The organism is Xanthomonas arboricola (genome assembly GCF_002940665.1).
Lineage (GTDB): Bacteria > Pseudomonadota > Gammaproteobacteria > Xanthomonadales > Xanthomonadaceae > Xanthomonas > Xanthomonas arboricola_B.
Genome location: NZ_MIGY01000001.1, coordinates 927,358 through 951,726, shown reverse-complemented (window position 1 = coordinate 951,726; position 24,369 = coordinate 927,358). Strand labels below are relative to the sequence as shown.

Here is a 24,369-nt window from a genome sequence, read left to right as displayed (position 1 = left end):
GATGCATGCGCTTTGCACGCATCCCGAATCTCCATTCCCCAATCACGCCGCGCCGCTGGCGGCGCGATCCAGCAACCACTGGGTCAGCAGCCCGACCGGGCGACCGGTGGCCATGCCGCGCTTGCCTTCGTCGCTGGCGACGCCGGCGATGTCCAGATGCGCCCAGCGCTGGTTCTCGGTGAAGCGCGACAGGAAGCAGCCGGCGGTGATCGCGCCGCCCCAGCGGCCGCCGATGTTGTAGACGTCGGCGAAGGTGGAATCCAGCAGGCCCTGGTATTCGTCCCACAGCGGCAGGCGCCAGGCGCGGTCGAACACGTGCTCGCCGGCGGCCAGCAGTTCGTTGGCCAGGTCGTCGTGCTTGCTCATCAGGCCGGCGGTCTGGTGGCCGAGCGCCACCATGCAGGCGCCGGTCAGCGTGGCCACGTCCACCAATGCTTCGGGGTTGAAGCGCTCGGCATAGGTCAGCGCATCGCACAGGATCAGGCGGCCTTCGGCGTCGGTATTGCCGACCTCGATGGTCTTGCCGGACATGCTGGTGATCACATCGGAGGGGCGATAGGCATTGCCGTCGATGGCGTTCTCCACCGCCGGCACCACCACCACCAGGTTGATCGGCAGCTCGGCCTTGACCGTGGCCACGAAGGTGCCGATGACGTTGGCGCCGCCACACATGTCGTACTTCATTTCCTCGATGCCGCCCTGCGTCTTGAGGTTGACGCCGCCGGTGTCGAAGGTGATGCCCTTGCCGACCAGCACGTAGGGCCGCGCATCGCCGCCGCCGTTCCACTTCAGCACGATCAGCTGCGGGCGGTTGGCCGAGCCACGCGCCACCGACAGCAGCGAGCCCATGCCGAGCGACTCCATCTGCGTCTCGTCCAGGATCTCGGCCTCGGCGCCGGGGAACTTGCCGGCGAATGCGGCGGCGGTCTCGGCCAGATAGGCCGGGGTGCAGTAGTTCGGCGGCAGGTTGCCCAGCTCGCGGGCGAACTCCACGCCCTCGGCGGTGGCCACGCCCACGGCCAGTGCACGGGCGTCGTCGCCGGCGATCGCCAGCGTGGTCAGGCCGGTCTCGTCGACCTTTTTCTTGCCCAGCGTGGCGGTGTAACGGTAGGCGGCGTGGTCGCTGACGATGATGGCCTGGCGGATGTTCCAGGCGCCATCGCGCGCCTTGACCTGCAATTCGGTCAGGGTGAGCAGGGCGGTGCCGACCGGGCCGGTCTTCAGCGCGCGGGTCGCGTCGCCGACCGCCTTGAGATACGGCGCCACGCCGAACTTGCCGGCTTCGCCCAGGCCGACCACCAGCACGCGCGGGGCGGCGACACCGGGCAGGTCGTGCAGCAGGCTGGTGCTGCCGGTCTTGGCAGCCACATCGCCACGTGCCACCAGGGCCGTCAGACGGCCCTGGCTGGCGCTGTCCAGCGCCTGGGCGGCGGGCGACAGGGTCTTGTCGGCGAACACGCCAACCACGATGCAGTCGACGGCGGCGCTTGCCGGCGCGTCTTGGTTCAGGGTGAATTGCAGGGCCATTGATCAGATTCCGTAGGCAAATCCGTACAATCGCGGGCTGTTTACGCCAACCGGACTAGGCTGGCGCCGCCGCGAACGAATCCGAGAGTTTAAAACAAGCCCACCCCATGCCGAAGCTCGATCGATACCTGCTTAGCGATTTCACCCAGAGCTTCCTGGCCACCCTGATCGTGCTGCTGGTCGTCAGCGTGGGCGGTGTGCTGGTGGATATCCTCGGCAATATCGCCGACGGCCGCATCCCTGCTCGCTTGCTGCTGTCCCAGGTGGGCCTGCAATTTGTGGCGTATCTGCCGATCATCCTGCCACTGGCGTTGATGCTGGGGCTGTTACTGGCGTTGGCGCGGCTGTACCGCGATTCAGAAATGGCCGTCATTACCGCCATCGGTGTGGGCCCGCGGCGCATGTTGCGGCCGATGCTGATGCTGGTGGTGCCGGTGGTGGTGGTGATCGGGCTGTGCTCGCTGTGGCTGGGCCCCTGGGCCAGCCGCACCGCCGAGACCATGCTGGAAGACGCCAACCGCAGCATCGTGATGGCCGGCCTGGAGTCGGGCAAGTTCACTCCGCTGTCCGGCGGCGGGGTGGTCTACCTGACCACGATCTCGGCCGACGGCAAGGGCCTGGGCAAGGTCTTCATGCAGCGCCAGAAGGACGACCGCATCGATGTGGTCACCGCCGACCGCGGCGCGATGTTCTTCGAAGGCAAGGCCGACCGTTATCTGCGCCTGGAGGACGGCTACCGCATCGAAGGCCCGGCCGCCGGCAACACCCTGGACTACCGCCTGATGAAGTTCGCCAGCAACGATGTGGCCTTGCCCGACCGGACCCAGGTGCACGATGCCAACGATCCGGAAGTGATGTGGACCACGCAGTTGCTGTCGGACCAGCGCCCCGCCGCGCGCGCGCAGTTGCATGAACGCCTGGCGCCACCGCTGCTGGCGCTTGCTTTCGCGCTGCTGACCCTGCCGCTGTCGCGCAGCGCACCGCGGCAGCAGCGGTATGGCCGGATCATGCTGGCCTTCCTGGCTTACATGGTGGGCACCAATCTGATGATCGTCGGCACCCAGTGGATCGCCAACGGCAAGACGCCGGCCGCGCTCGGGCTGTGGTGGCTGACCCTGCCGCTGCTGGCAGTGGCGATCTGGGCGTATGCACGCGATGGCCGCGTGCGTCGGCCGAGGGTGCGCGCATGAGGCTGATGCCGCGGGTGCATGATTGGTACATCGGGCGTGCGGTGCTGTTCACCGTGCTGCTGACATGGGCGGTGTTGCTGGGCCTGGACCTGGTCAACGCGTTTGCCAGCGAGGCCAAAAGCATCGGCCAGGGGACTTACACCTTCGGTCATGCGATCGCGTATGTGGCCTACACGGTGCCTCGTCGGGCCTACACCTTGTTCCCCACTGCGGCGGTGATCGGCGCCTTGATGGGCCTGGGCCAGCTGGCGGCGACGTCCGAGCTCACCGCACTGCGCGCGCTCGGCGTGTCGCGCAAGCGCATGTCGGCCTCGGTAGTGGCCGCCATGGCGCTGCTGACCGCCACCATGGTGATCAGCGGCGAGACCGTGGGGCCGTGGGCGCAGAACCAGGCCGATACCCTGAAAACCAGCGCCCGCTACAACAGCAACATGGCAATGGCACGCTATTCCGGCCTGTGGGCGCGCGAAGGCGACACCTTCCTCAATGCGCTCAGCGGCGAAGAGAAGCTGCTCGATGACGGCGGCACCGCGCTGGATCTGCACGACGTGCGGCTGTATCACCTCGATGCCAGTGGCCGTCTGCAGCAGCTGACCTATGCGGGGCTGGCCGAGAACCGCAACGGGACCTGGACGCTGCGCCAGGTGCGACGCGATACCTTCCAGGACCGCTCGGTGCAGCGCGAAACCTTCCCCGAACTGCCCTGGCAATCGCAGCTGAGCCCTGCAGCGCTGGCGGCCGGGCTGGCCAAACCGCGCAACCTGTCCGCGCGCGATCTGGAACAGAGCATCGAGTACCGTCGCCGCAACGGCCTGGACGCACGCGATTACGAAGATCAGTACTGGAGCCGCTGGTTCTATCCGCTCAACGTGCTGGCACTGTGCCTGGCGGCGATTCCGTTTTCGTTCGGTTCGCTGCGCAGCGGCGGCCTGGGCAAGCGCCTGTTCCTGGGCATCCTGTTCGCGTTGGGGTTCTGGCTGCTGCAGCTGTTCTTCGGCCGCATGGCCGGCGCGCTCAAGCTGGATTACCGCATCGCCTACGCGCTGCCGCCGATGGTGATGCTGGGCGTGTCGGCGTGGTTGTTCCGACGGCGCAGCAGCTGACGCCGATGGGTCGGTTCAGCGTCTTCGGAACCGTGCTCTGCCTGCTCTGAGCAGCGGTTACCGCTTCGCGCCTCTGGGCGGTCAGTACTCCGCATGACGGCCGCACTCCAACGTCGCCTGCCGTAGAGAGCGGCAAGGGGCCGGCCTGACCGTTTCAGCGCTTCGGGGTGCGCTGCAGCCGGGTGCCACTGGCGCGGTCATGCCAGGCCAAGCGATCGCGATCCAGCCAGGCCCACCAGAACCCTGCGCCAGCCAAGCCCAGCGACAGCGTACCGACGGTATAGCGGATCCAGAGCGTACGCCAGGAGGCTTGCGGACCGACCAGCGACAGCCGCCATGGGCGCATGCCCAGGGTCTGGCCACCCCGTCGCCAGCTGACGGTGGCGTACACCCCGGCAGCGATCCAGCAACACAGCCACAACAGCCATTGCCAGCCACTGAAGGGGGCGATGTTTTCGCGAGCCGGGTGTCCGGCAAGCGTGAACCCCAGCGTGAACGCGGCAGAGATCAGCATCCACAGCGCGAGGACCGGCCAGGCGTCGTAGCACATGGCCAGCAGGCGCCAGACCACCAGGGCGGGCGGTCGCGCGCTGCGCGGTGAAGGGGGCGAGGTCATGCCGCGAGCATAGCCGGCGCAGGCGATCGGGCAACGTCGCGCTGCGGCAATCCCGCGCCTGGCCAACACGGCGCGCCGCAACACGCATGCCACGCTCTATGCTGTTGCGATGTCAGCCAGCAGTCCCGCCGAACGTCGCCAACTGGCGCAACACCTGCCACCGGTGCAGGCCGCCGATGCCGCCGCCATCGAACGCTTCCTGGAGCGGTTGTGGGCCGAGCAGGGCGTGGCGCGGCAGACCCTGGACAGCTACCGGCGCGATCTGGAAGGGCTGGCGCGTTGGCGCGACGGTGGCGGCGGCCTGCTGGGGGTCGATCGCGCGGTGTTGTTCGACTATCTGCGCTGGCGCACCGAGGCGCGTTATTCGCCGCGCAGCAATGCCCGGTTGTTGTCGACCCTGCGTGCGTTCTATGGCCTGTGTCTGCGCGATGGCGTGCGCAGCGACGACCCCACCGCATTGCTGGACCCGCCACGTTTGCCGCGCTCGCTGCCCAAGGCGCTGACCGAAACGCAGATCGAGGCGCTGTTGGCCGCGCCCGAGATCGACACGCCGCTGGGCCTGCGCGACCGCGCGATGCTCGAGCTGATGTATGCGGCCGGCCTGCGGGTCAGCGAACTGGTCAACCTGCCGGCGGTGGGGGTCAACCTGCGCCAGGGCGTGCTGCGGGTCACCGGCAAGGGCAGCAAGGAACGGCTGGTACCGCTGGGCGAGGAGTCGCAGCACTGGCTGGAGCGATATCTGAGCCAGGCGCGCCCGCTGCTGGCCAGCCACAAGGCGGTGGCGGCAGTGGACGGGCAGGTGCCGTTGTTCATCGATGCAGCGCGTCAGCCGCCCAGCCGCCAGCAGTTCTGGGCGCTGGTCAAACGCTATGCGGCGGTGGCCGGAATCGATCCCGCCACGGTCAGCCCGCACGGGCTGCGGCACAGCTTTGCCACCCATCTGCTCAACCACGGCGCGGACCTGCGCGCGCTGCAGATGCTGCTCGGTCACAGCTCGCTGTCCACCACGCAGATCTACACGCTTGTGGCCCGTCAGCACCTGCAGAAGCTGCACGCCACCCATCATCCGCGCGGTTGACCGCGGCCGCAGAGGCAGCGGCGGTGCCGCTTCGGCCGAGGCGGCGGTCCATTCAGCGGCTCAGCCAGCAGACAGGCCGGCCTGCTGGCTGCCTGGCTTCATCTGCGCTGTGCGAGAATCCAGGCACCCCATTCCACTGGATGCGTGAATGTATCGTCTTGCCATCGCCGCGCTGCTGGGCGCAATCAGCCTTACCGCCTGCGCGCAGTCCTCGCAGCCTGCGGCAAGCAACGCCGGCGCCAAGCCAGCCGCCGCTGCCGCCCCCGCCGCCTCGGGCAATGTGGACCAGCGTGTGAGCGTCGCGCTCAAGGCGTTGGATCCGGACTTCAAGCCGGACTACATCGGCGCCGCGCCGTTTCCCGGTTTCCGTGAGGTGGTGGTCGGCGGGCAGGTGCTGTACGTCAGCGACGACGGCCGTTACCTGATCCAGGCGCAGCCGTTCGACATCCAGAACAAGCAGTTCGCTGCCAGCCCGGGTCTGTTGGCCTACCGCCGCAAGCAGCTGGAGACCGTGCCCAAGGCCGACCGCATCGTATTTGCGCCGGCAAATCCCAAGTACACCGTGACGGTGTTCACCGACGTGGAATGTGGTTACTGCCGCAAGCTGCACAGCGAGATCGGCGAGCTCAACAAGCAGGGAATCGCGGTGGAATATCTGGCATTTCCGCGCATGGGCCTGGGTAGCCAGGACCACAAGGAAATGATCGCAGTGTGGTGCGCGGCCGACCGCAAGCAGGCGCTGACCGCGGCCAAGTCCGGGCAGCCGGTGAATGCCAAGGACTGCAAGAACCCGGTGTCGATGGAGTACACGCTGGGCCAGCGTCTTGGCGTCAATGGCACCCCGGCGATCTTTGCGCCGGACGGCACTCAGCTCGGTGGCTACCTGCCGCCGGCGCAGCTGCGTGAGGCGCTGGAAAAGCGCGCGGTCACCACTGCCGGCGGCAGCCGCTGAGGTATCCGACAGCGGCGCCGGGATGCGGGCCGCTGCGGCGGTCGGTGTGATCGATCAGGAGGCCGGAATGCGCATGCATTCCGGCCTCTTGCGTTTCAGGGTCGGGCCGGCTGCATGGTTTATAGGGTGAGAGCGGCGGTGGACCGGCAGTGCCAGCACTGCGGACGTCGCCACCGCGCGGAGACCGGCCCAAAGACAGGTGGACGCGACAATCCCTGCTGGCATCGCCATCCGCCTTCGCCGTTGCCGCATCGGCCGGAACGCGCCGCATCCGGCCCGGGCTGTGCCGATGATCACCGCATGGATTGGCGGCCCACCCACGCCGGGTCCGGCGCCGGCGCATCAGCTCCGTTACAATCTGCAGCCCCGTTTCTGACACGGTTCCCCGGACATGATGGTCCTCGAGGGCGCTTCTGCCCTTTCGCCGTTCCGCCGCGCTCGGCTCGAAACCCGCCTGCAAACCCTCGTTCCCGCGCTGCGCATCACCGGCGCCTGGCACGTGTACTTCATCCGCGCCGAGGCCGGGCAAGCGCCCGATCAGGCCACCTTGCAGCGGATCCTGCAGGCCGAAGCCGCCCCCGCGCCGCGGGCCGAGGACGCCTCCTCGCGCTATGTGGTACCGCGTCTGGGCACCTTGTCGCCGTGGTCGAGCAAGGCCACCGAACTGGTGCGCGGGGCCGGACAGCCGATCCAGCGCGTGGAGCGCGGTACCCGCATCGATCTGGCCGGCTGGCCGGCCGACGAAGCGATCCAGGCCGCCGTGGCCAAGCTGCTGCACGACCCGATGACGCAGTCGCTGCTCGGCTCGGCCGCGGCCGCCGAGGCGCTGTTCAACGTGCCCGATCGCGGACAGTTGCAGCGCGTGCCGCTGGCGGCGCTGGGACAGGCCAACCGCGACCTCGGTCTGGCGCTGGCGCAGGACGAGATCGACTACCTGCGCGAACGTTTCGCCGAGCTGGGCCGCGACCCGGCCGATGTCGAGCTGATGATGTTCGCCCAGGCCAACTCCGAGCACTGCCGGCACAAGATCTTCAATGCCAGCTGGACCATCGACGGCAAGCCGCAGGAACGCTCGCTGTTCCGCATGATCAAGCACACCCACCAGCAGACCCCGCAGCACACCCTGTCTGCCTATAGCGATAATGCGGCGGTGGTGGAAGGCGTGCCGGCCGCGCGCTATCGGCCGGATCCGGCCAGCGGCGAGTACCGCGCCGAGGCGGTGCTGCCGTCGGCGTTTGCGATCAAGGTGGAAACGCATAACCACCCGACCGCGATCGCGCCGTTTCCCGGCGCCGCCACCGGTGCCGGTGGCGAGATCCGCGACGAAGGCGCCACCGGCCGCGGCGGCAAGCCCAAGGCCGGGCTGACCGGGTTCACGGTGTCGCACCTGCGCATCCCGACCCTGCCGCAGCCATGGGAAGCGCCGCGCGCGCTGAACCCGCGCATGGCCCCGGCGCTGGACATCATGCTCGACGGCCCGCTCGGCGGCGCCGCGTTCAACAACGAGTTCGGCCGGCCGAACCTGCTCGGCTATTTCCGCAGTTTCGAGCTCGCCGAAGGTCAGGGCCTGACCCGCGCCTACGACAAGCCGATCATGCTGGCCGGCGGCCTGGGCGCGATCGATCGCAATCAGGTCGAGAAGCTGCGCCTGCAGCCCGGTGATGCGGTGATCGTGCTGGGCGGCCCGGCGATGCTGATCGGCCTGGGCGGCGGTGCGGCCAGCTCGGTGGCGGCCGGCGACAGCGCCGAGGCGCTGGATTTCGCCAGCGTGCAGCGCGAAAACCCGGAGATGGAGCGCCGCTGCCAGGAGGTCATCGACCGCTGCGTGGCGCTGGGCACCGACAACCCGATCCGCTGGTTTCACGACGTGGGCGCGGGCGGCCTGTCCAACGCCATCCCCGAGCTGCTGCACGACTCCGGCGTGGGCGGCATCATCGACCTGGGCCGCGTGCTCACCGACGACCCCTCGCTGTCGCCGCTGGAACTGTGGTGCAACGAATCGCAGGAGCGCTACGTGCTGGGCGTACCGCAGGCGCGCCTGGACGAATTCGCCGCGATCTGCGCGCGCGAACGCTGCCCGTTTGCCGCGGTCGGCGTGGCCACGGCCGAGGAGCGGCTGGTGGTTGGCTATGGCGTGTTTGGGGACGGGATTGGTGATTCGGAATTGGAGATTCGCAAAAGCGATTCGTCAGTTGCCGGGTCCGCCGTTGCTTTCCCCCAATCTCCAATCCCCAATCCCCAATCCCCGCTGCCGATCGACCTGCCGATGGACGTGCTCTTCGGCAAGGCGCCGAAGATGCATCGCGATGCGGTGCATCCGCCGGCGCCGCAGTGGCCGGTGCTGCAGACCGCCGCGTTGGATCTGCAGCAGGCCGGTCTGCGCGTCCTGGCGCATCCCACGGTGGCGTCCAAGAGCTTTCTGGTGACCATCGGCGACCGCAGCGTGGGTGGCTTGACCGCGCGCGAGCAGATGATCGGGCCGTGGCAGCTGCCGCTGGCCGATTGCGCGATCACCCTGGCCGGCTTCGACACTTTTGCCGGAGAGGCGATGTCGATCGGCGAGCGCACCCCGCTGGCGTTGTTGAATGCCGCCGCGTCGGCGCGCATGGCGGTGGGCGAGGCGATCACCAACCTGTGCGCCGCGCCGGTGCAGACGCTGGACAGCATCAAGCTGTCGGCCAACTGGATGGCCGCCGCCGGTCACGCCGGCGAAGACGCCTTGCTGTACGACGCGGTGCGCGCGATCGGCATGGAGCTGTGCCCGGCGCTGGAACTGAGCGTGCCGGTGGGCAAGGACTCGCTGTCGATGCAGGCGCAGTGGGTTGTCGCGAATGGGGAATCGGGAATCGGGAATGGCGAAACGCCGCAGCCCTCCGCTTCCACCATTCCCCATTCCCCATTCGCCATTCCCGGTGAAACCCACAAAAGCGTTTCACCGGTCTCGCTGATCATCAGCGCGTTCGCGCCCGTTGGCGATGTGCGCACGCAGTTGACGCCGTTGTTGCGTAGCGACGAAGAGAGCGAGCTGTGGTTGATCGGGCTGGGTGGCGGCAAGCAGCGTCTGGGTGGCTCGGTGCTGGCGCAGGTGTATGCAGACGCTGCGGCGTTGCCGGCATTCGGCGGCGAGGTGCCGGATCTGGACGATGCGCAGCGGCTGCGCAGCTTCTTTGAGCTGATCCGCGCGGCGCGCGAGAGCGGCCTGCTGCTGGCGTATCACGACCGCAGCGATGGCGGGGCGTTCGCGGCGCTGTGCGAAATGGCGTTCGCATCGCGGCAGGGCCTGGATATCACCCTCGATGCCTGGGGCGACGATGCATTCCGCAGCCTGTTCAACGAGGAACTGGGTGCGGTGGTGCAGATCGCCAACGAGGATCGCGCCGCGTTCGCCGATCTGGTCGAACGGCATGCCCTGACCGAATGCGCGCAGCGCATTGCGCGGCCTACCGGTACGCCGCGCATCCGCGTGAGCGGGCAGGGCCGGGTGCTGGCCGAGTGGCGTTGGGAAGCCTTGTTCGATGCCTGGTGGTCGGTGACGCACGCCATGCAGAGGCTGCGCGACAACCCGGAAACCGCCGACGAAGAACGCGCACAGGCACGCGACTTCCAGGCGCCGGGCTTGCGCCCGAAGCTGGTGTTCGACCCCTCCGAAGACGTGGCCGCGCCCTTCGTGGCGACCGGCGTGCGGCCCAAGGTGGCGATCCTGCGCGAGCAGGGCGTCAACGGACAGATCGAGATGGCCTACAACTTCGAGCGCGCCGGTTTCCGTGCGTTCGACGTGCACATGAGCGACCTGATCGAAGGCCGCGTGGATCTGGCGCAATTCTCCGGGTTTGCCGCCTGCGGCGGCTTCAGCTACGGCGACGTGCTGGGGGCCGGCCGCGGTTGGGCCACCTCGATCCTGGAGCGGACCGCCTTGCGCGATGCATTCGCCGCGTTCTTCGCGCGCAGCGATACCTTCGCGCTCGGCGTGTGCAACGGCTGCCAGATGCTCAGCCAGCTCAGGGACATCATTCCCGGTGCCGAGCATTGGCCGCGCTTTTTGCGCAATCGCAGCGAGCAGTTCGAAGCGCGTACCGCCTTGCTGGAAGTGGTGGAGTCACCGTCGATCTTCCTGCGCGGCATGGCCGGCTCGCGGATCCCGGTGGCGGTGGCGCATGGCGAAGGCCGCGCCGAGTTCGATACCGTGGTGGATCAGGCGGCTGCCCGCGTGGCCCTGCGTTTCATCGACGGCGATGGCGTGGTGGCATCGCAGTACCCGCTCAATCCGAACGGCTCGCCGGACGGCATCACCGGGCTGACCAGCACCGACGGTCGCGTCACCATCTTGATGCCGCATCCGGAGCGCACCCCGCGCACGGCAAACCTGAGCTGGCACCCGGCCGGCTGGGGCGATGACGCGCCGTGGCTGCGCATGTTCCGCAATGCGCGGGTCTGGTGCGGTTGATGGTGAGTTGTGCGGCGTGAGCTGAAGCGCCGCAGCAATAGTGTCATTCGACGGCCGTGTGCAGCGATGCGCACGGCCGTCGTCGTTTCCGGTGTCGGCTCTGCGCAACTGCCTGCGATGGTGCCGGGTCGTTCGCCCCTTGCCGCGCTCGCTGTGGCGATGTGCGATGCGTTATGAGCAAGAAAGTGCACGGCCGCGGCTGGGTCGACAGCACCAGATAGGCTCTCACGGAGCCAGGCTTGCCTGCGACAGTTGCCGATAGCAGCGACGTCCCTTGCACGAAGCGTGCGCATCGGCAGGACATTCGGGGAATACTGCGTTCAAGCATGGTCAGCGGCCGTTGAGAGACTTTTCGCTCCCACTTTGCAGGCGTTGCGGATGAGGCCTATACCTGCGATCGCATCGGCGTTGCTGCGATGAAATGCATTTAGTGAAGTCGACGCACGGTTTACTTCAAGTAACCATCGGAAAACTACTGGGCATTTAGTCCAAGCGCCTGCTGATGCGGCCTGTGTAGCGTCGATCTTAATTGAATTTTGATTTTCAACTAAATCGAGGCCGCCAGCGGCAACGCCTGCGACCGATGCCGATGCACCGGCGTTTGCAGATGGTCAGGGTGTGCTGGCAATGGGCAATGCGAGCAATGCCCTGGGCGATGGAACCAATGCATTTGGCGGCGGAAGCCTGGCATTGGAGCGCGGCGCGGCCGCGATCGGACGCAATGCGTCACCCGCAGGGGAATCGGCAACCGCCATCGGCGCTGGACGCGGGTTGGCGCAGCGACGGGGGCAGGGGTTGTCGACGTGCACCGGCAAGGGCCGCGGCGGTCCGGCCACACGCCGCATCGTCAATGTCGGCGGCGGCGCGATCGCCAGTGCCAATGGCGCGCCGGTGATCCGACACACGGCGGCGCGAGGCGATGCGGACGTCGGTTTTCTGGCGCAGTGATGCAGGTAGATCGGTCCCGTCGCCGATCGTGCTGGTCCGAGGTGTCGGCGCGGCGAGCGCTGGTCCGATTTCTGGCCTGTCCCGCGCGCGGTTTTGCGCAAGCAGGCTTGCCGGCGTCCTGCCGGCGGGCTTTCATGTCCGCAGCGGACATGCGTATTCAGCTTGGAAATGTCTTGCGAGACATGATCTAGATCGCTGTTTTCCAAAGAATTATCAAAAAACGAACAAAAGCAGGCCGAAGTGTGATGGCGCGCACGCTCGGTTGTGCTTTCTGTCAAAAACTTGACGCCCAATTTGACGGCTGTTAACACTTTGCTCAGTTCTATGGTTGGGTAGCGTTCACTTTTTGACTACCCGGGGTGCAGCTTCCCGCGCACCGCCATTTGGCCCATGGCGCCAATCACCACGGGGGATCGCAGCGGCGAAAAGGCCTCGCGATGGTGGGTGTTCGTCAAAAAACCAGTCCCAACATTCAGGAGCAGTGCGTCGATGAATCGGATTTATCGCAAGGTCTGGAACAAATCGTTAGGCGTGTGGGCCGTGGCATCGGAGTTGGCCAGCGGCGACAGCCCGGGCGCAGTGAGCACCGCCGCATTCATCGACCGCCGCCAGAGCCGCTGCCTGGTTGCCGCGATCGCCCTGGCGCTGGGTAGCGCCGGCATCGCAATCCCCCTTTCCGCAATGGCGCAATCGGTGGAAGTCGGCCGCGGCGCGTCGGCATCTGCCGCCAACGCTACCGCCATCGGCGCCGGCAGTCGCGCCAGCGCGACCGGCGCGCTCGCCACCGGTGCCGACAGCAGCGCCAGCGGCGTCAACAGCAGCGCGATCGGACGCCAGACCAATGCGATCGGCGAGAACGCGGTGGCCATCGGCTACAACAGTTTCGTACGCCAGAGCGGCGAAAACGGCGTGGCGCTGGGTGCCAACGCCGGCGTGACAGGTGCCAACTCGGTGGCGCTGGGCGCAGGCTCGCGCACCCACGAAGACGATGTGGTGTCGGTCGGCAGCGGCAATGGCCGCGGCGGCCCGGCCACGCGTCGCATCACCAACGTCAGCGCCGGCATCAACGCCACCGATGCGGTCAACGTGGCGCAGTTGCGCGACGTGGCCGATGTGGCCGAAGACACGGCCACGTTCTTCAAGGCGACCCCTGGCGAAGACAGCGTCGGTGCCTATGTCGAAGGCGATAGCGCGCTGGCTGCCGGCGATGCCGCCAATGCGGTGGGCACGGCGACCACGGCGCTGGGAACCGGTGCCAATGCGGTGGCCGACAATGCCACTGCGGTCGGCGCCAATGCGCTCGCCTCCGGGCAGAACAGCGCGGCATTCGGCCACAACGCGCAGGCCAACGGCCCCGGCAGCGTGGCCGTTGGCGGTGCTGCAGTGGACGAAGACGGCGAGCCGTTGATCACCAGTGGCGGCGTGCCCGTCACCACCGGCGCCACCAGCGCCGGCGTCGGCGGGACCGCAGTCGGCGCCAGCGCCAATGCCGATGGATTTGCCGCCTCGTCGTTCGGCGTCGGTGCGTATGCGGCCGGTGCGCAGTCTTCCGCGTTCGGTGCGGTCGCCAATGCGGCAGGCGATTACGCCACCGCCGTGGGCACGCAGACCAGTGCCAGCGGTACCAGCAGCACCGCTGTCGGTGGTCCGGTCGATTTCATTCCCGGTCTGGGTTTCTTCGTGCAGACCCAGGCCAGCGGCGAAGCCTCCACCGCGCTCGGCGCCGGTGCGATCGCATCGGGCACCTACACCACGGCAGTGGGAACGCTCAGCGAAGCCTCCGGCACCGAAGCCACCGCGGTGGGTTATTTCGCCTATGCGCCTGGCCAAGGTGCCACGGCAGTCGGCCCGGAATCCTGGGCCAGTGGCGAGCTGAGCACGGCGCTGGGCTACTACAGCACCGCACGCGGCGCCAACTCGGTTGCCTTGGGCGCCAACTCGGTGGCCGCGCGTGCCAACACCGTGTCGGTGGGTGCGGCGGGCGACGAGCGTCAGATCACCAACGTCGCCGCCGGTACCGAAGGCAGCGATGCGGTCAATCTCGATCAGCTCACCGCAGTGTCCGACGTTGCTTCCACCACCGCGCGCACGTTCGTGGCCACCGGCGATGGCACCGCGATTGCCGAAGGCACCGACAGCGTTGCGGCCGGTTCCAATGCATCGGCTTATGAGGATTACAGCACGGCGCTGGGTTCGAGCAGCGTGGCGTCAGCGGTCAACACCACTGCGGTTGGCAGCGGTGCGGTTGCCAATGTCAACAATGCCACCGCGCTCGGCTTCAACAGTATTGCCAGCGACCGCTATGCCACCGCTGTGGGTGCCGACAGCACGGCATCGGGTTTCTATGGCACTGCAGTGGGCGGCACCAGCGTGGCCAATGGCCGTGGCGGTACCGCGATCGGTTTCGAAAGCATCGCCAATGGTCTCGAATCCACTGCGCTGGGCTTTGCCAGCGTGGCCTGGGGCGATACCAGCACCGCCGTGGGTGCGGAAAGCACGGCCTACGGCGCGCGCAGCGTCGCGGTAGGCATCACCTCGGCCGCCAGCGGCAGCGTCTCGGTGGCCATCGGCGATAACGCCTATGCCGGCGGTGGGCGTGCGATCGCCATCGGCTCGCAAGCAGTCGGCTATGGCGATCGCAGCATCGCACTGGGCGCCGAGGCCTTCGTCGAAGGCGCCGACAGCATCGCGATCGGCGACGGCGCGCGCATTTCGGTCGACAACAGCGTTGCGCTCGGCGTCGGTGCAGTTGCCGACCGCGCCAACACGGTGTCGGTGGGCACGGTCGGTGGCGAGCGCCAGATCACCAATGTCGCCGCCGGTACCGAGGGCACCGATGCGGTGAACCTGGACCAGCTCAATGCAGTCGGCGAAACCGCACAAACCACTGCGCGTCTGTTTGCCGGCACCGGCACCGGCACGGCCGATGCGCAGGGCGAGGACGCCACCGCGGCCGGCTCCAACGCCACTGCGGACGGCGATTACAGCAGCGCGTTCGGTTCCAGCAGCCAGGCCACCGCGATCGGCACCGTCGCCCTCGGCAGCGGTGCCAGCGCCACCGCGCAGTACGCCACTGCGGCCGGTTACAACGCCGCCGCCAGCGGCTACGGCAGCATTGCCAACGGCGCCTTCAGTCAGGCCAGCGGAGATTACGCCGTGGCCGTGGGTGGCGAGAGCGAAGCCGCCGGCGCGCAAAGCACCGCACTGGGTGCGGCGGCAGGTGCCTATGGCGATGGTTCCCTGGCCGCCGGCACGTTGAGCGTGGCCGATGGCAGCGAAACCACCGCGGTGGGCTATTTCGCCAGCGCCAGTGGCGAGTCGGCCACTGCAGTCGGCGCAGAAAGCGTGGCCGATGGCACCAGCGCGGCCGCGTTCGGCTTCGGTGCCGAGGCCACCTCCAACTACTCCACCGCCTTGGGCGGCTATTCCAGTGCGACCGGTTTCAACAGCACCGCGCTGGGCAATTTCAGCACCGCCAGCGGCTCCAATACCGTGGCCGTGGGTGGCGATGCCACCGCAACCGGCGACTACAGCGTTGCCGCCGGCCAGGGCAGCGTGGCCAGCGGCTACAACAGCGTGTCGGTCGGTGGCGCCCTGCTCGGCCTGTTGCCGACCGAGGCCTCCGGCGACTTCTCCACCGCGCTCGGCGGCGCGGCATGGGCACCGGGCCTCAACAGCACCGCGCTCGGCAACTTTGCCGAATCCACCGGCGAAAGCAGCGTGGCCCTGGGCGCCGATTCGGTGGCAGATCGCGACTTTGCGGTTTCGGTGGGCAGTGCCGGCAACGAGCGTCAGATCACCAACGTGGCTGCCGGTACGCAGGGCACCGATGCGGTGAATCTGGACCAGCTCAACGCCGTTGCCGAAAACGCGCAATCCACCAGCAAGTACTTCCAGGCCAGCGGCAGCGATGACAGCGATGCCGGCGCCTACGTCGAGGGCGACAACGCCCTGGCCGCAGGCGAGGGCGCCAATGCCACCGGCACCGGCGCCACGGCGTTGGGTGCCGGTGCGCAGGCGGTGGTCGATAACGCAACGGCGGTTGGCGTGAGTGCGCTGGCCAGCGGAATCGGCGCAGCGGCAGTTGGCAACAATGCCCAGGCCACCGGCGAGAACAGCAGCGCCGTCGGCAGCGATGCCCTGGCCAGCGATGTCGGCGCCACCGCGAACGGTGCCGGCGCGCAGGCGATTTCGACCTATGCGACCGCGCTCGGCAGCGAAGCGGTGGCGTCGGACAACCAGGCCACGGCGGCCGGTTTCCGCAGTAGCGCTTCCAATGTCGGCAGTGCAGCCTTCGGTGGCTACAGCGAATCCAGCGGCAGGCTGTCGTCGGCGCTGGGCTATGGCGCGGTTGCGTCCAGCGACTACAGCACCGCCGTGGGTGCCGCCGCACTGGCCTCCGGCGCAAGTGCAGTGGCCGTCGGCGAATTCAGCGAGGCCACCGGCGCAGAAAGCGTGGCCGTCGGCGGCAGCACGTTCTTCGGCTTCATCCCGGCGCGTGCCTCCGGCACCGGTGCTGCCGCATTCGGTGCGGGTGCGTGGGCCACGGCCGACTACACCACCGCCATCGGCTGGAACTCGTATGCCGACGGCGTCAATGCCACCGCGCTCGGTCAGAGCGCGGCGGCACTTGCCGACAACACGCTGGCCCTGGGTGGCGGCAGCCGCGCCGATGCAGTCGGTGCCAGCGTCGTCGGTGTGGATGCATCGGCGAGCGGCATCAACAGCACCGGTGTCGGTCGTCAGGTCAACGCGATCGGCGAGAACGCGGTATCGGTGGGCTACAACTCGTTCGTGCGTCAGAGCGCGGTCAATGGTGTGGCCCTGGGCGCCAATGCCGGCGCGACCGGCGCCGACTCGGTGGCGCTGGGCTCGGGTTCGCGCACCTACGAAGCCGACACGGTGTCGATCGGCAGCGGCAACGGCCGCGGCGGCCCGGCCACGCGGCGCATCGTCAATGTCAGCGACGGCCAGGCGGCGACCGATGCGGTCAACAAGGGCCAGCTCGATGCCCTGGCCGCCGATGTGCAGACCACCAACGGCATGGTGCAAACTACCGGTGAAGGGGTGGCCACGGCCACCGGTGATCGCGCCACCGCAGCGGGTGCCGGCGCAACCGCCAGCGGCGCACGCAGCGTGGCGATCGCCTCCGGCAGCCGCGCCTCGGCCACCGGCGCCAGCGCCATGGGTGTGGACAGCAGCGCCAGCGGCGTGAACAGCACCGCGATGGGCCGGCAGACCAATGCCATCGGCGAAAACGGTGTGGCGTTGGGCTACAACTCTTTCGTGCGCCAGAGCGGTGCCAACGCGGTGGCGCTGGGTGCCAATGCCGGTGCCAGTGGTGCCGACTCGGTGGCATTGGGCTCGGGCTCGCGTACCTATGACGCCAACGTGGTCTCGGTGGGTAGCGGCGACGGCCGCGGCGGCCCGGCCACGCGTCGCATCGTCAACGTCGGCAATGGTGCGATTGCCGGTGCCAGTACCGATGCGATCAACGGCGGCCAGCTGTTCCAGTCGCTCAGCAACGCCGCCAGCTTCCTCGGCGGTGGCGCGGCGATCGGTGCGCAGGGCGTGTTCGTCGCGCCGACCTACGTGATCCAGGGTGCCAGCTACAACAACGTCGGTGCAGCATTGACCGCGTTGGACAGCAAGGTCACCGAGCTGGATGCACGCGGTGGTACCGCAACGGCCAGCACCGCGGCACGCACGCTGTCGCTGCGCACTGCAGGGGTGCCTGCAGTGGCTGCGAGCGCAGTGAGTGCAGTGAGCGCATCGAGCAACGCCGTTGCCGACACCGGCGCAAGCGTGCAGGGCACGCCGACCGCCGCAGTGGTTGGCAGCATCACCCCGGCCGCAAGCTCCACTGCCGTGGGCACCGCCGCAGTGGCCAACCACGTGACCGGCACTGCGATCGGCGGCAGCGCGTATGCGCATGGCCCCAACGACACTGCGATCGGCAGCAACGCACGCGTCGATGCCGATGGCAGCACCGCAGTTGGCGCCAATACGCAGATCGCCGCAGTGGCGACCAATGCGGTGGCGATGGGCGAAGGCGCGCAGGTCAGTGCGGCCTCCGGCACGGCGATCGGCCAGGGCGCACGTACCAGTGCGCAAGGTGCGGTCGCGCTGGGTCAGGGCTCGGTCGCCGATCGTGCCAACACGGTGTCGGTGGGCAGCGTCGGTGGCGAGCGTCAGGTGGCCAATGTGGCCGCCGGCACGCGTGCCACCGATGCGGTCAACAAGGGCCAGCTGGACAACGGCGTTGCCGCGGCCAACAGCTATACCGACAGCCGCTACAACGCGATGGCCGACAGTTTCGAGACCTACCAGGGCGACATCGAAGAGCGTCTGCGCCGGCAGAACCGTCGCCTGGATCGTCAGGGTGCGATGAGCTCGGCGATGTTGAACATGGCCGCCAGCGTCGGTGGCATCGCCACGCAGAACCGCGTCGGTGCCGGCGTCGGTTTCCAGAACGGCGAGTCGGCGTTGTCGGTGGGCTACCAGCGTGCGATCAGCCCGCGCGCCACCCTGACGGTGGGCGGCGCGCTCAGCGGCGACGACAGTTCGATCGGCGTGGGTGCCGGCTTCGGTTGGTAATGCGCTGCTGCATGACACGCGGCGGCGCCACCGTGCGCCGCCGCGCCAGAGCAAGGCCTGAGGGGGCGGGCAAGGACCGTGGCTGGGCCGGCCAACGGATTCGATGGAGTGATGGCCTTACCAGGAGTGGCTGATCGAACGCAGCGCGCTGCACCGCAGTTGCGCCGCAGTTCGGAAGCCGCTCCCAGCTGATCGACGAAAAACACGAAGAGGATTTCACCGTGATCGACAAGAATTTCCGTCTCTCCCCGCTGACCGGCGCCATCTTGATGATGGCCCTGGGTGCATCGGGCACGCTCGCTGCTGCCCCGAAACTGCTGGTCAAGGAACCGACCCAGGCAGCATCGGCCGGCGCTGCGTTCAGTAGCCGCCTGATCGTGCGCTACAAGGACAACACTGCTGCTGCGACCGATCGCGCCAGCAAGCTGAGCGCGGTGCAGGCCGCAGTCGGCCGTGTCGGTGCCAGCACCGGCGCACGCAGCAGCGCAGCCGCCGCCAAGGCGACGTATGTGCGCAAGCTCGGCATCGGCTCGGACCTGATCAAGCTGTCCAGCACGCTGACCACCGCACAGGTGGACAAGGTGGTGGTCGAGCTTAAGAACGACCCGTCCGTGGCCGACGTGCAGATCGATCGCATGCTGCGCCCGGTCGAGATCAAGAAGAGCGTTGCCGCCACCGACGTGACCCCGCAACTGGTGCCCAACGACCCGCTGTACGCCCAATACCAGTGGCATCTGAGCAACCCCAACGGTGGCATCAATGCGCCGGCCGCATGGGATCTGTCGCAGGGCGCGGGCGTGGTGGTGGCAGTGCTGGATACCGGCATCCTGCCGGGCCATCCCGACTTTGCCGGCAACCTGCTGCAGGGTTACGACTTCATCACCGATGCCGAAGTCTCGCGTCGTCCCACCGATGCCCGCGTGCCGGGCGCGCTGGATTACGGCGACTGGGAAGAGGCCGACAACGTCTGCTATGACGGCTCGGTGGCACAGGAAAGTTCCTGGCACGGCACCCACGTTTCGGGCACCGTGGCCGAGGCGACCAATAACGGCGTAGGCATGGCTGGCGTGGCACCCAAGGCGACCATCCTGCCGGTGCGCGTGCTCGGCCGTTGCGGCGGCTACACCTCCGACATCGCCGATGCGATCGTGTGGGCGTCCGGCGGCACGGTCGCTGGCGTACCGGCCAATACCAACCCGGCCGAGGTGATCAACATGAGCCTGGGCGGCGGCGAGCCTTGCGATTCGGCCACCCAGCTGGCGATCAACGGCGCGGTCGCGCGCGGCACCACGGTGGTGGTGGCGGCCGGCAACAGCGGCGAAGATGCGGCCAACCATTCGCCCGCCAGCTGCAACAACACCATCACCGTGGGTGCCACGCGCATCACCGGCGGCATCACCTATTACTCCAACTACGGCAGCAAGGTCGATCTGTCCGGCCCGGGCGGCGGCGGCAGCGTGGACGGCAATCCGGGCGGTTACATCTGGCAGGCCGGCTACACCGGTGCGACCACGCCGACCTCGGGAAGCTATACCTATATGGGCTTGGGTGGCACCTCGATGGCATCGCCGCACGTGGCCGGTGTCGTCGCCCTGGTGCAGAGCGCGGCGATCGGTCTGGGCGATGGCCCGCTGACCCCGGCCGCAGTGGAAGCCCTGCTCAAGCAGACCAGCCGCCGCTTCCCGGTGACGCCGCCGGCCAGCACCCCGATCGGCAGCGGCATCGTCGATGCCAAGGCCGCGCTGGAAGCGGTGCTGGTGGAGCCGTGCGATCCGGCCACCCAGAGCTGCGCGCCGACCGCGATCGCCTTGACCAACAAGGCTCCCCTGACCGGCCTGAGCGGTGCCGGTGGCAGCTCCACGCTGTACAGTTTCCAAGCCAAGGCCGGTGCCGTGCTCAGCTTCATGACCTACGGCGGCACCGGCGATGTGTCGGTGTACGTCAGCTATGAAGCCGAACCCGGCGCGACCAGTTACGACGCCAAGTCGACCCGCCCGGGTAACAGCGAAACCGTGCGTTTCACTGCCCCCAAGGCAGGCACCTACTACATCAAGTTGGTGGGCGCTGCCGACTACGCGAAGCTGACGCTCGTCGCACGACAGTAAGCCGTTGCATAGTGTGACCGATGCCCCCGGCCAATCACCGGGGGCATCGTTTTTCAGGACGATTCAGATGCGTACGGTTGATCGTCGCGGCAAACTGCTACAGTCGGCGCCGGACCAGTGGAGACGAGTGTGAACGCGGTTGCCGTCGATCCAATTGAGCATCGCAGTGCGGAGACACGCATCGTCGAAGCGCTGCTTGAACGCCGTCGTCTGAAAGACACCGATCTGCTGCGCGCGCGCCAGTTGCAGACCGAATCCGGTATGGGCCTGCTGGCCTTGCTGGGTCGTCTGGGCCTGGTATCCGAACGCGATCATGCAGAGACCTGCGCCGATGTGCTGGGTCTGCCGCTGGTGGATGCACGTCAGCTTGGCGACACCCCACCGGAAATGCTGCCGGAAGTGCAGGGACTGTCGCTGCGCTTCCTCAAACAATTTCATCTATGCCCGGTCGGCGAACGCGATGGCCGGCTGGAGTTGTGGATCGCCGATCCCTACGACGATTACGCGATCGATGCGGTGCGGCTTGCGACCGGCTGCCCGCTGTTTCTGCAGGTCGGTCTGCGCTCGGAAATCGACGATCTGATCGAGCGCTGGTACGGCCAGGGCCGTAGCGCGATGGGCACCATCGTGGAAACCGCCGATGGCGATGCCAACAGCAGCGACGATATCGAAGCGCTACGCGACCTGGCGTCCGAAGCGCCGGTGATCCGGCTGGTGAATCTGGTGATCCAGCACGCGGTGGAACTGCGCGCATCAGACATCCATATCGAACCGTTCGAAAGCCGGCTCAAGGTGCGTTACCGCGTGGACGGTGTGCTGGTGGAAGGCGAAAGCCCGCCGGCCAAGCTCACCGCTGCGGTGATCAGCCGCATCAAGATCATGGCCAAGCTCAACATCGCCGAACGCCGGCTGCCGCAGGACGGCCGCATCATGCTGCGCGTGCAGGGCAAGGAGCTGGATCTGCGTGTCAGCACCGTGCCCACCGCGCACGGCGAGAGCGTGGTGATGCGCCTGCTCGATCGCGAGACGGTGGTGTTCGACTTCTACAAGCTCGGCTTCACCGAAGAGTTTCTGCCGCAGTTCCGCAAGGTGCTGGAGCAACCGCACGGCATCATGCTGGTGACCGGCCCGACCGGTTCGGGCAAGACCACCACGCTGTACACCGCGTTGAGCCAGCTCAATACCTCGGACGTGAAAATCATCACCGTCGAAGACCCGGTGGAATACCAGATCGAAGGCATCAACCAGATCCAGGCCAAGCCGCAGATCGGGCTGGATTTTGCCAACGCGTTGCGCAGCATCGTGCGTCAGGATCCGGACATCATCATGATCGGCGAAATGCGCGATCTGGAAACCGCGCGCATCGCGATCCAGTCCGCGCTCACCGGCCATCTGGTGCTGTCCACGCTGCACACCAACAACGCGGCCGGCGGCATCACCCGTCTGCTCGACATGGGCGTGGAAGACTATCTGCTCACCTCCACCATCAACGGCATCCTGGCGCAGCGCCTGGTGCGCAAGCTCGACCTGGCCAACGCCGAGCGCTACCTGGCATCGCCGGAAGAGATCGAACGCTTCAACCTGCGCCGGCTGCAACCGGACGGCGAGATCTATCTGTACCGCCCGCGCGCGTCGGCCGCTGCGCCGACCGGTTATCTTGGCCGCACCACCATCGTCGAATTCCTGGTGATGAACGACGAGTTGCGGCGCGCGGTGATGCGCCGCGCCGGCATGGGCGAGATCGAACAACTGGCCCGCAAGGCCGGCATGCGCACCATGTACGAGGACGGCCTGTCCAAGGCCTTGCGCGGCGAAACCACCATCGAAGAAGTGCTGCGCGTTACGGAGGATGCGTGAGAGTCAACGGAGCCACAGCGAGCATCGGACGCTCAGGATCGGAAGATAAGCAGAGCAAGGTCCCGGCAATGCGTCCCGCACGCGCACAGCTGCGCCCAGTCGCGCCAACGCAGCGCGGCATCGCACTTTTACCGATTCGCGATTCCCGATTCCCCAATCCCGGCCTTCCCGCCTGATGCCCCTGTACCGCTACAAAGCGCTCGACGCCCACGGCGAAATGCTCGATGGCCAGATGGAAGCGGCCAGCGACGCGGACGTCGCGCTGCGCCTGCAGGAGCAGGGCCACCTGCCGGTGGAAACGCGCCTGGCGACTGGCGAAAACGATTCGCCGTCGCTGCGCATGCTGTTGCGCAAGAAGCCGTTCGACAACGCCGCGTTGGTGCAGTTCACCCAGCAGTTGTCCACGCTGATCGGTGCCGGCCAGCCGTTGGATCGCGCGTTGTCGATCCTGATGGATCTGCCCGAAGACGACAAAAGTCGGCGCGTGATCGGCGATGTACGCGACACCGTGCGTGGCGGCGCGCCGCTGTCCTCGGCGCTGGAGCGCCAGCACGGGCTGTTTTCCAAGCTCTACATCAACATGGTGCGCGCGGGCGAAGCCGGCGGCAGCATGCAGGACACGCTGCAGCGCCTGGCCGATTACCTGGAGCGCAGCCGCGCACTGCGCGGCAAGGTGATCAACGCGTTGATCTATCCGGCGATCCTGCTGGCGGTGGTCGGCTGCGCGTTGCTGTTCCTGCTTGGCTATGTGGTGCCGCAGTTCGCGCAGATGTACGAAAGCCTGGATGTGGCCTTGCCGTGGTTCACCCAGGGGGTATTGAGCGTGGGTCTGCTGGTGCGCGACTGGTGGCTGGTGCTGATCGTGGTACCGGGCGTACTCGGGCTGTGGCTGGATCGCAAACGCCGCAATGCCGCGTTCCGTGCCGCGCTGGACGAGTGGTTGCTGCGGCAGAAAGTGGTCGGCAGCCTGATCGCGCGTCTGGAAACCGCACGGCTGACGCGCACCCTGGGCACCTTGCTGCGCAACGGCGTGCCGCTGCTGGCGGCAATCGGCATTGCACGCAATGTGATGTCCAACCTGGCGCTGGTCGAGGATGTCGACGCCGCCGCCGACGACGTCAAGAACGGCCATGGCCTGGCGATGTCGCTGGCACGCGGCAAGCGCTTCCCGCGGCTGGCCCTGCAGATGATCCAGGTCGGCGAAGAATCGGGCGCCCTGGACACGATGCTGCTCAAGACTGCCGATACCTTCGAGCTGGAAACCGCGCAGGCCATCGACCGCGCGCTGGCCGCGCTGGTGCCGTTGATCACGCTGGTGCTGGCCTCGGTGGTGGGGCTTGTCATCATTTCCGTGCTGGTACCGCTGTATGACCTGACCAATGCCATCGGCTAACGTGGCGGTGGATTCTCAACAACTTCCCGGCGACCGCGCGACATGCGTGCGGGAACCATTGCAACGCCCGCCGTGTCATCTTCTGGCGGCAGCAACCTTCATCGACGTGCAAGGAAATCGTTCATGATCAAGCGCTCCATCACCCGTAGTCCATCGCGTGCAGGCCAGGCCGGCATGAGCCTGCTGGAAATCATCATCGTCATCGTGCTGATCGGCGCGGTGCTCACCCTGGTCGGTAGCCGGGTGCTCGGTGGTGCCGATCGCGGCAAGGCCAATCTGGCCAAGTCGCAGATCCAGACCCTGGCCGGCAAGATCGAGAATTTCCAGCTCGACACCGGCAAATTGCCGAGCAAGCTCGATGATCTGGTGACCCAGCCGGGCGGCAGCAGCGGCTGGCTCGGCCCGTACGCCAAGCCGGTCGAATTGAACGACCCGTGGGGTCACACCATCGAATACCGCGTGCCCGGCGATGGCCAGCCGTTCGATCTGATCAGCCTGGGCAAGGACGGCCGCCCCGGCGGCAGCAGTTACGACGCGGACATCAAGTACCAATAAGCCG

The 24,369-nt window shown here is 67.4% G+C and carries 13 protein-coding genes; 11 read left to right on the top strand and 2 right to left on the bottom strand.

Annotated features, from left to right (window positions below):
* Positions 1–42: 42 nt before the first annotated feature.
* On the bottom strand, positions 43–1,527 hold the full coding sequence (locus tag XarjCFBP7645_RS04045) for a leucyl aminopeptidase (protein ID WP_104536314.1): 1,485 nt from the start codon (positions 1,525–1,527) through the stop codon (positions 43–45).
* Between the two features lie 107 nt (positions 1,528–1,634).
* On the opposite strand from XarjCFBP7645_RS04045, the gene lptF reads away from it, so the two are divergent.
* Both lptF and lptG read left to right on the top strand, forming a co-directional pair.
* On the top strand, positions 1,635–2,717 hold the full coding sequence (gene lptF / locus XarjCFBP7645_RS04040; RefSeq protein ID WP_024939128.1) for an LPS export ABC transporter permease LptF: 1,083 nt from the start codon (positions 1,635–1,637) through the stop codon (positions 2,715–2,717).
* Positions 2,714–3,820 carry an LPS export ABC transporter permease LptG gene (gene lptG / locus XarjCFBP7645_RS04035; RefSeq protein ID WP_047127275.1) on the top strand — a complete coding sequence of 369 codons (1,107 nt, stop codon included), beginning with the start codon at positions 2,714–2,716 and terminating at the stop codon, positions 3,818–3,820. Before lptF ends, lptG begins: the two co-directional genes overlap by 4 nt.
* Before the next feature lie 154 nt (positions 3,821–3,974).
* On the opposite strand, the gene XarjCFBP7645_RS04030 is transcribed toward lptG, so the two are convergent.
* Positions 3,975–4,436, bottom strand: coding sequence for an RDD family protein (locus XarjCFBP7645_RS04030; RefSeq protein ID WP_104536313.1), 462 nt, complete (start codon positions 4,434–4,436; stop codon positions 3,975–3,977).
* Positions 4,437–4,545: 109 nt separating this feature from the next.
* On the opposite strand from XarjCFBP7645_RS04030, the gene xerD reads away from it, so the two are divergent.
* The 9 genes from xerD (at position 4,546) to gspG (ending at position 24,365) form a co-directional block, all read left to right on the top strand.
* A complete protein-coding gene (gene xerD / locus XarjCFBP7645_RS04025; protein WP_104536312.1) occupies positions 4,546–5,514 on the top strand; it encodes a site-specific tyrosine recombinase XerD in 969 nt (322 codons plus the stop codon).
* A gap of 148 nt (positions 5,515–5,662) precedes the next feature.
* Positions 5,663–6,466 carry a DsbC family protein gene (locus XarjCFBP7645_RS04020; protein ID WP_104536311.1) on the top strand — a complete coding sequence of 268 codons (804 nt, stop codon included), beginning with the start codon at positions 5,663–5,665 and terminating at the stop codon, positions 6,464–6,466.
* Between the two features lie 391 nt (positions 6,467–6,857).
* On the top strand, positions 6,858–10,910 hold the full coding sequence (purL, locus tag XarjCFBP7645_RS04015; protein ID WP_104536310.1) for a phosphoribosylformylglycinamidine synthase: 4,053 nt from the start codon (positions 6,858–6,860) through the stop codon (positions 10,908–10,910).
* Between the two features lie 627 nt (positions 10,911–11,537).
* On the top strand, positions 11,538–11,858 hold the full coding sequence (locus XarjCFBP7645_RS22070; protein ID WP_308685968.1) for a hypothetical protein: 321 nt from the start codon (positions 11,538–11,540) through the stop codon (positions 11,856–11,858).
* Positions 11,859–12,347: 489 nt separating this feature from the next.
* On the top strand, positions 12,348–18,455 hold the full coding sequence (locus XarjCFBP7645_RS04005; protein ID WP_104536309.1) for an ESPR-type extended signal peptide-containing protein: 6,108 nt from the start codon (positions 12,348–12,350) through the stop codon (positions 18,453–18,455).
* Between the two features lie 221 nt (positions 18,456–18,676).
* Entirely contained in the window at positions 18,677–20,560 is a 1,884-nt protein-coding gene (locus XarjCFBP7645_RS04000) for a diffusible signal factor-reguated S8 family serine peptidase (RefSeq protein ID WP_104536308.1), read from the top strand.
* Positions 20,561–20,689: 129 nt separating this feature from the next.
* Positions 20,690–22,417 carry a type II secretion system ATPase GspE gene (gene gspE / locus XarjCFBP7645_RS03995; RefSeq protein WP_181126168.1) on the top strand — a complete coding sequence of 576 codons (1,728 nt, stop codon included), beginning with the start codon at positions 20,690–20,692 and terminating at the stop codon, positions 22,415–22,417.
* A 175-nt stretch (positions 22,418–22,592) separates the two neighbouring features.
* A complete protein-coding gene (gene xpsF, locus XarjCFBP7645_RS03990) occupies positions 22,593–23,810 on the top strand; it encodes a type II secretion system protein XpsF (protein ID WP_104536306.1) in 1,218 nt (405 codons plus the stop codon).
* 123 nt (positions 23,811–23,933) lie between these two features.
* Entirely contained in the window at positions 23,934–24,365 is a 432-nt protein-coding gene (gene gspG / locus XarjCFBP7645_RS03985; protein ID WP_104536305.1) for a type II secretion system major pseudopilin GspG, read from the top strand.
* The last annotated feature ends 4 nt before the right edge of the window (positions 24,366–24,369 follow it).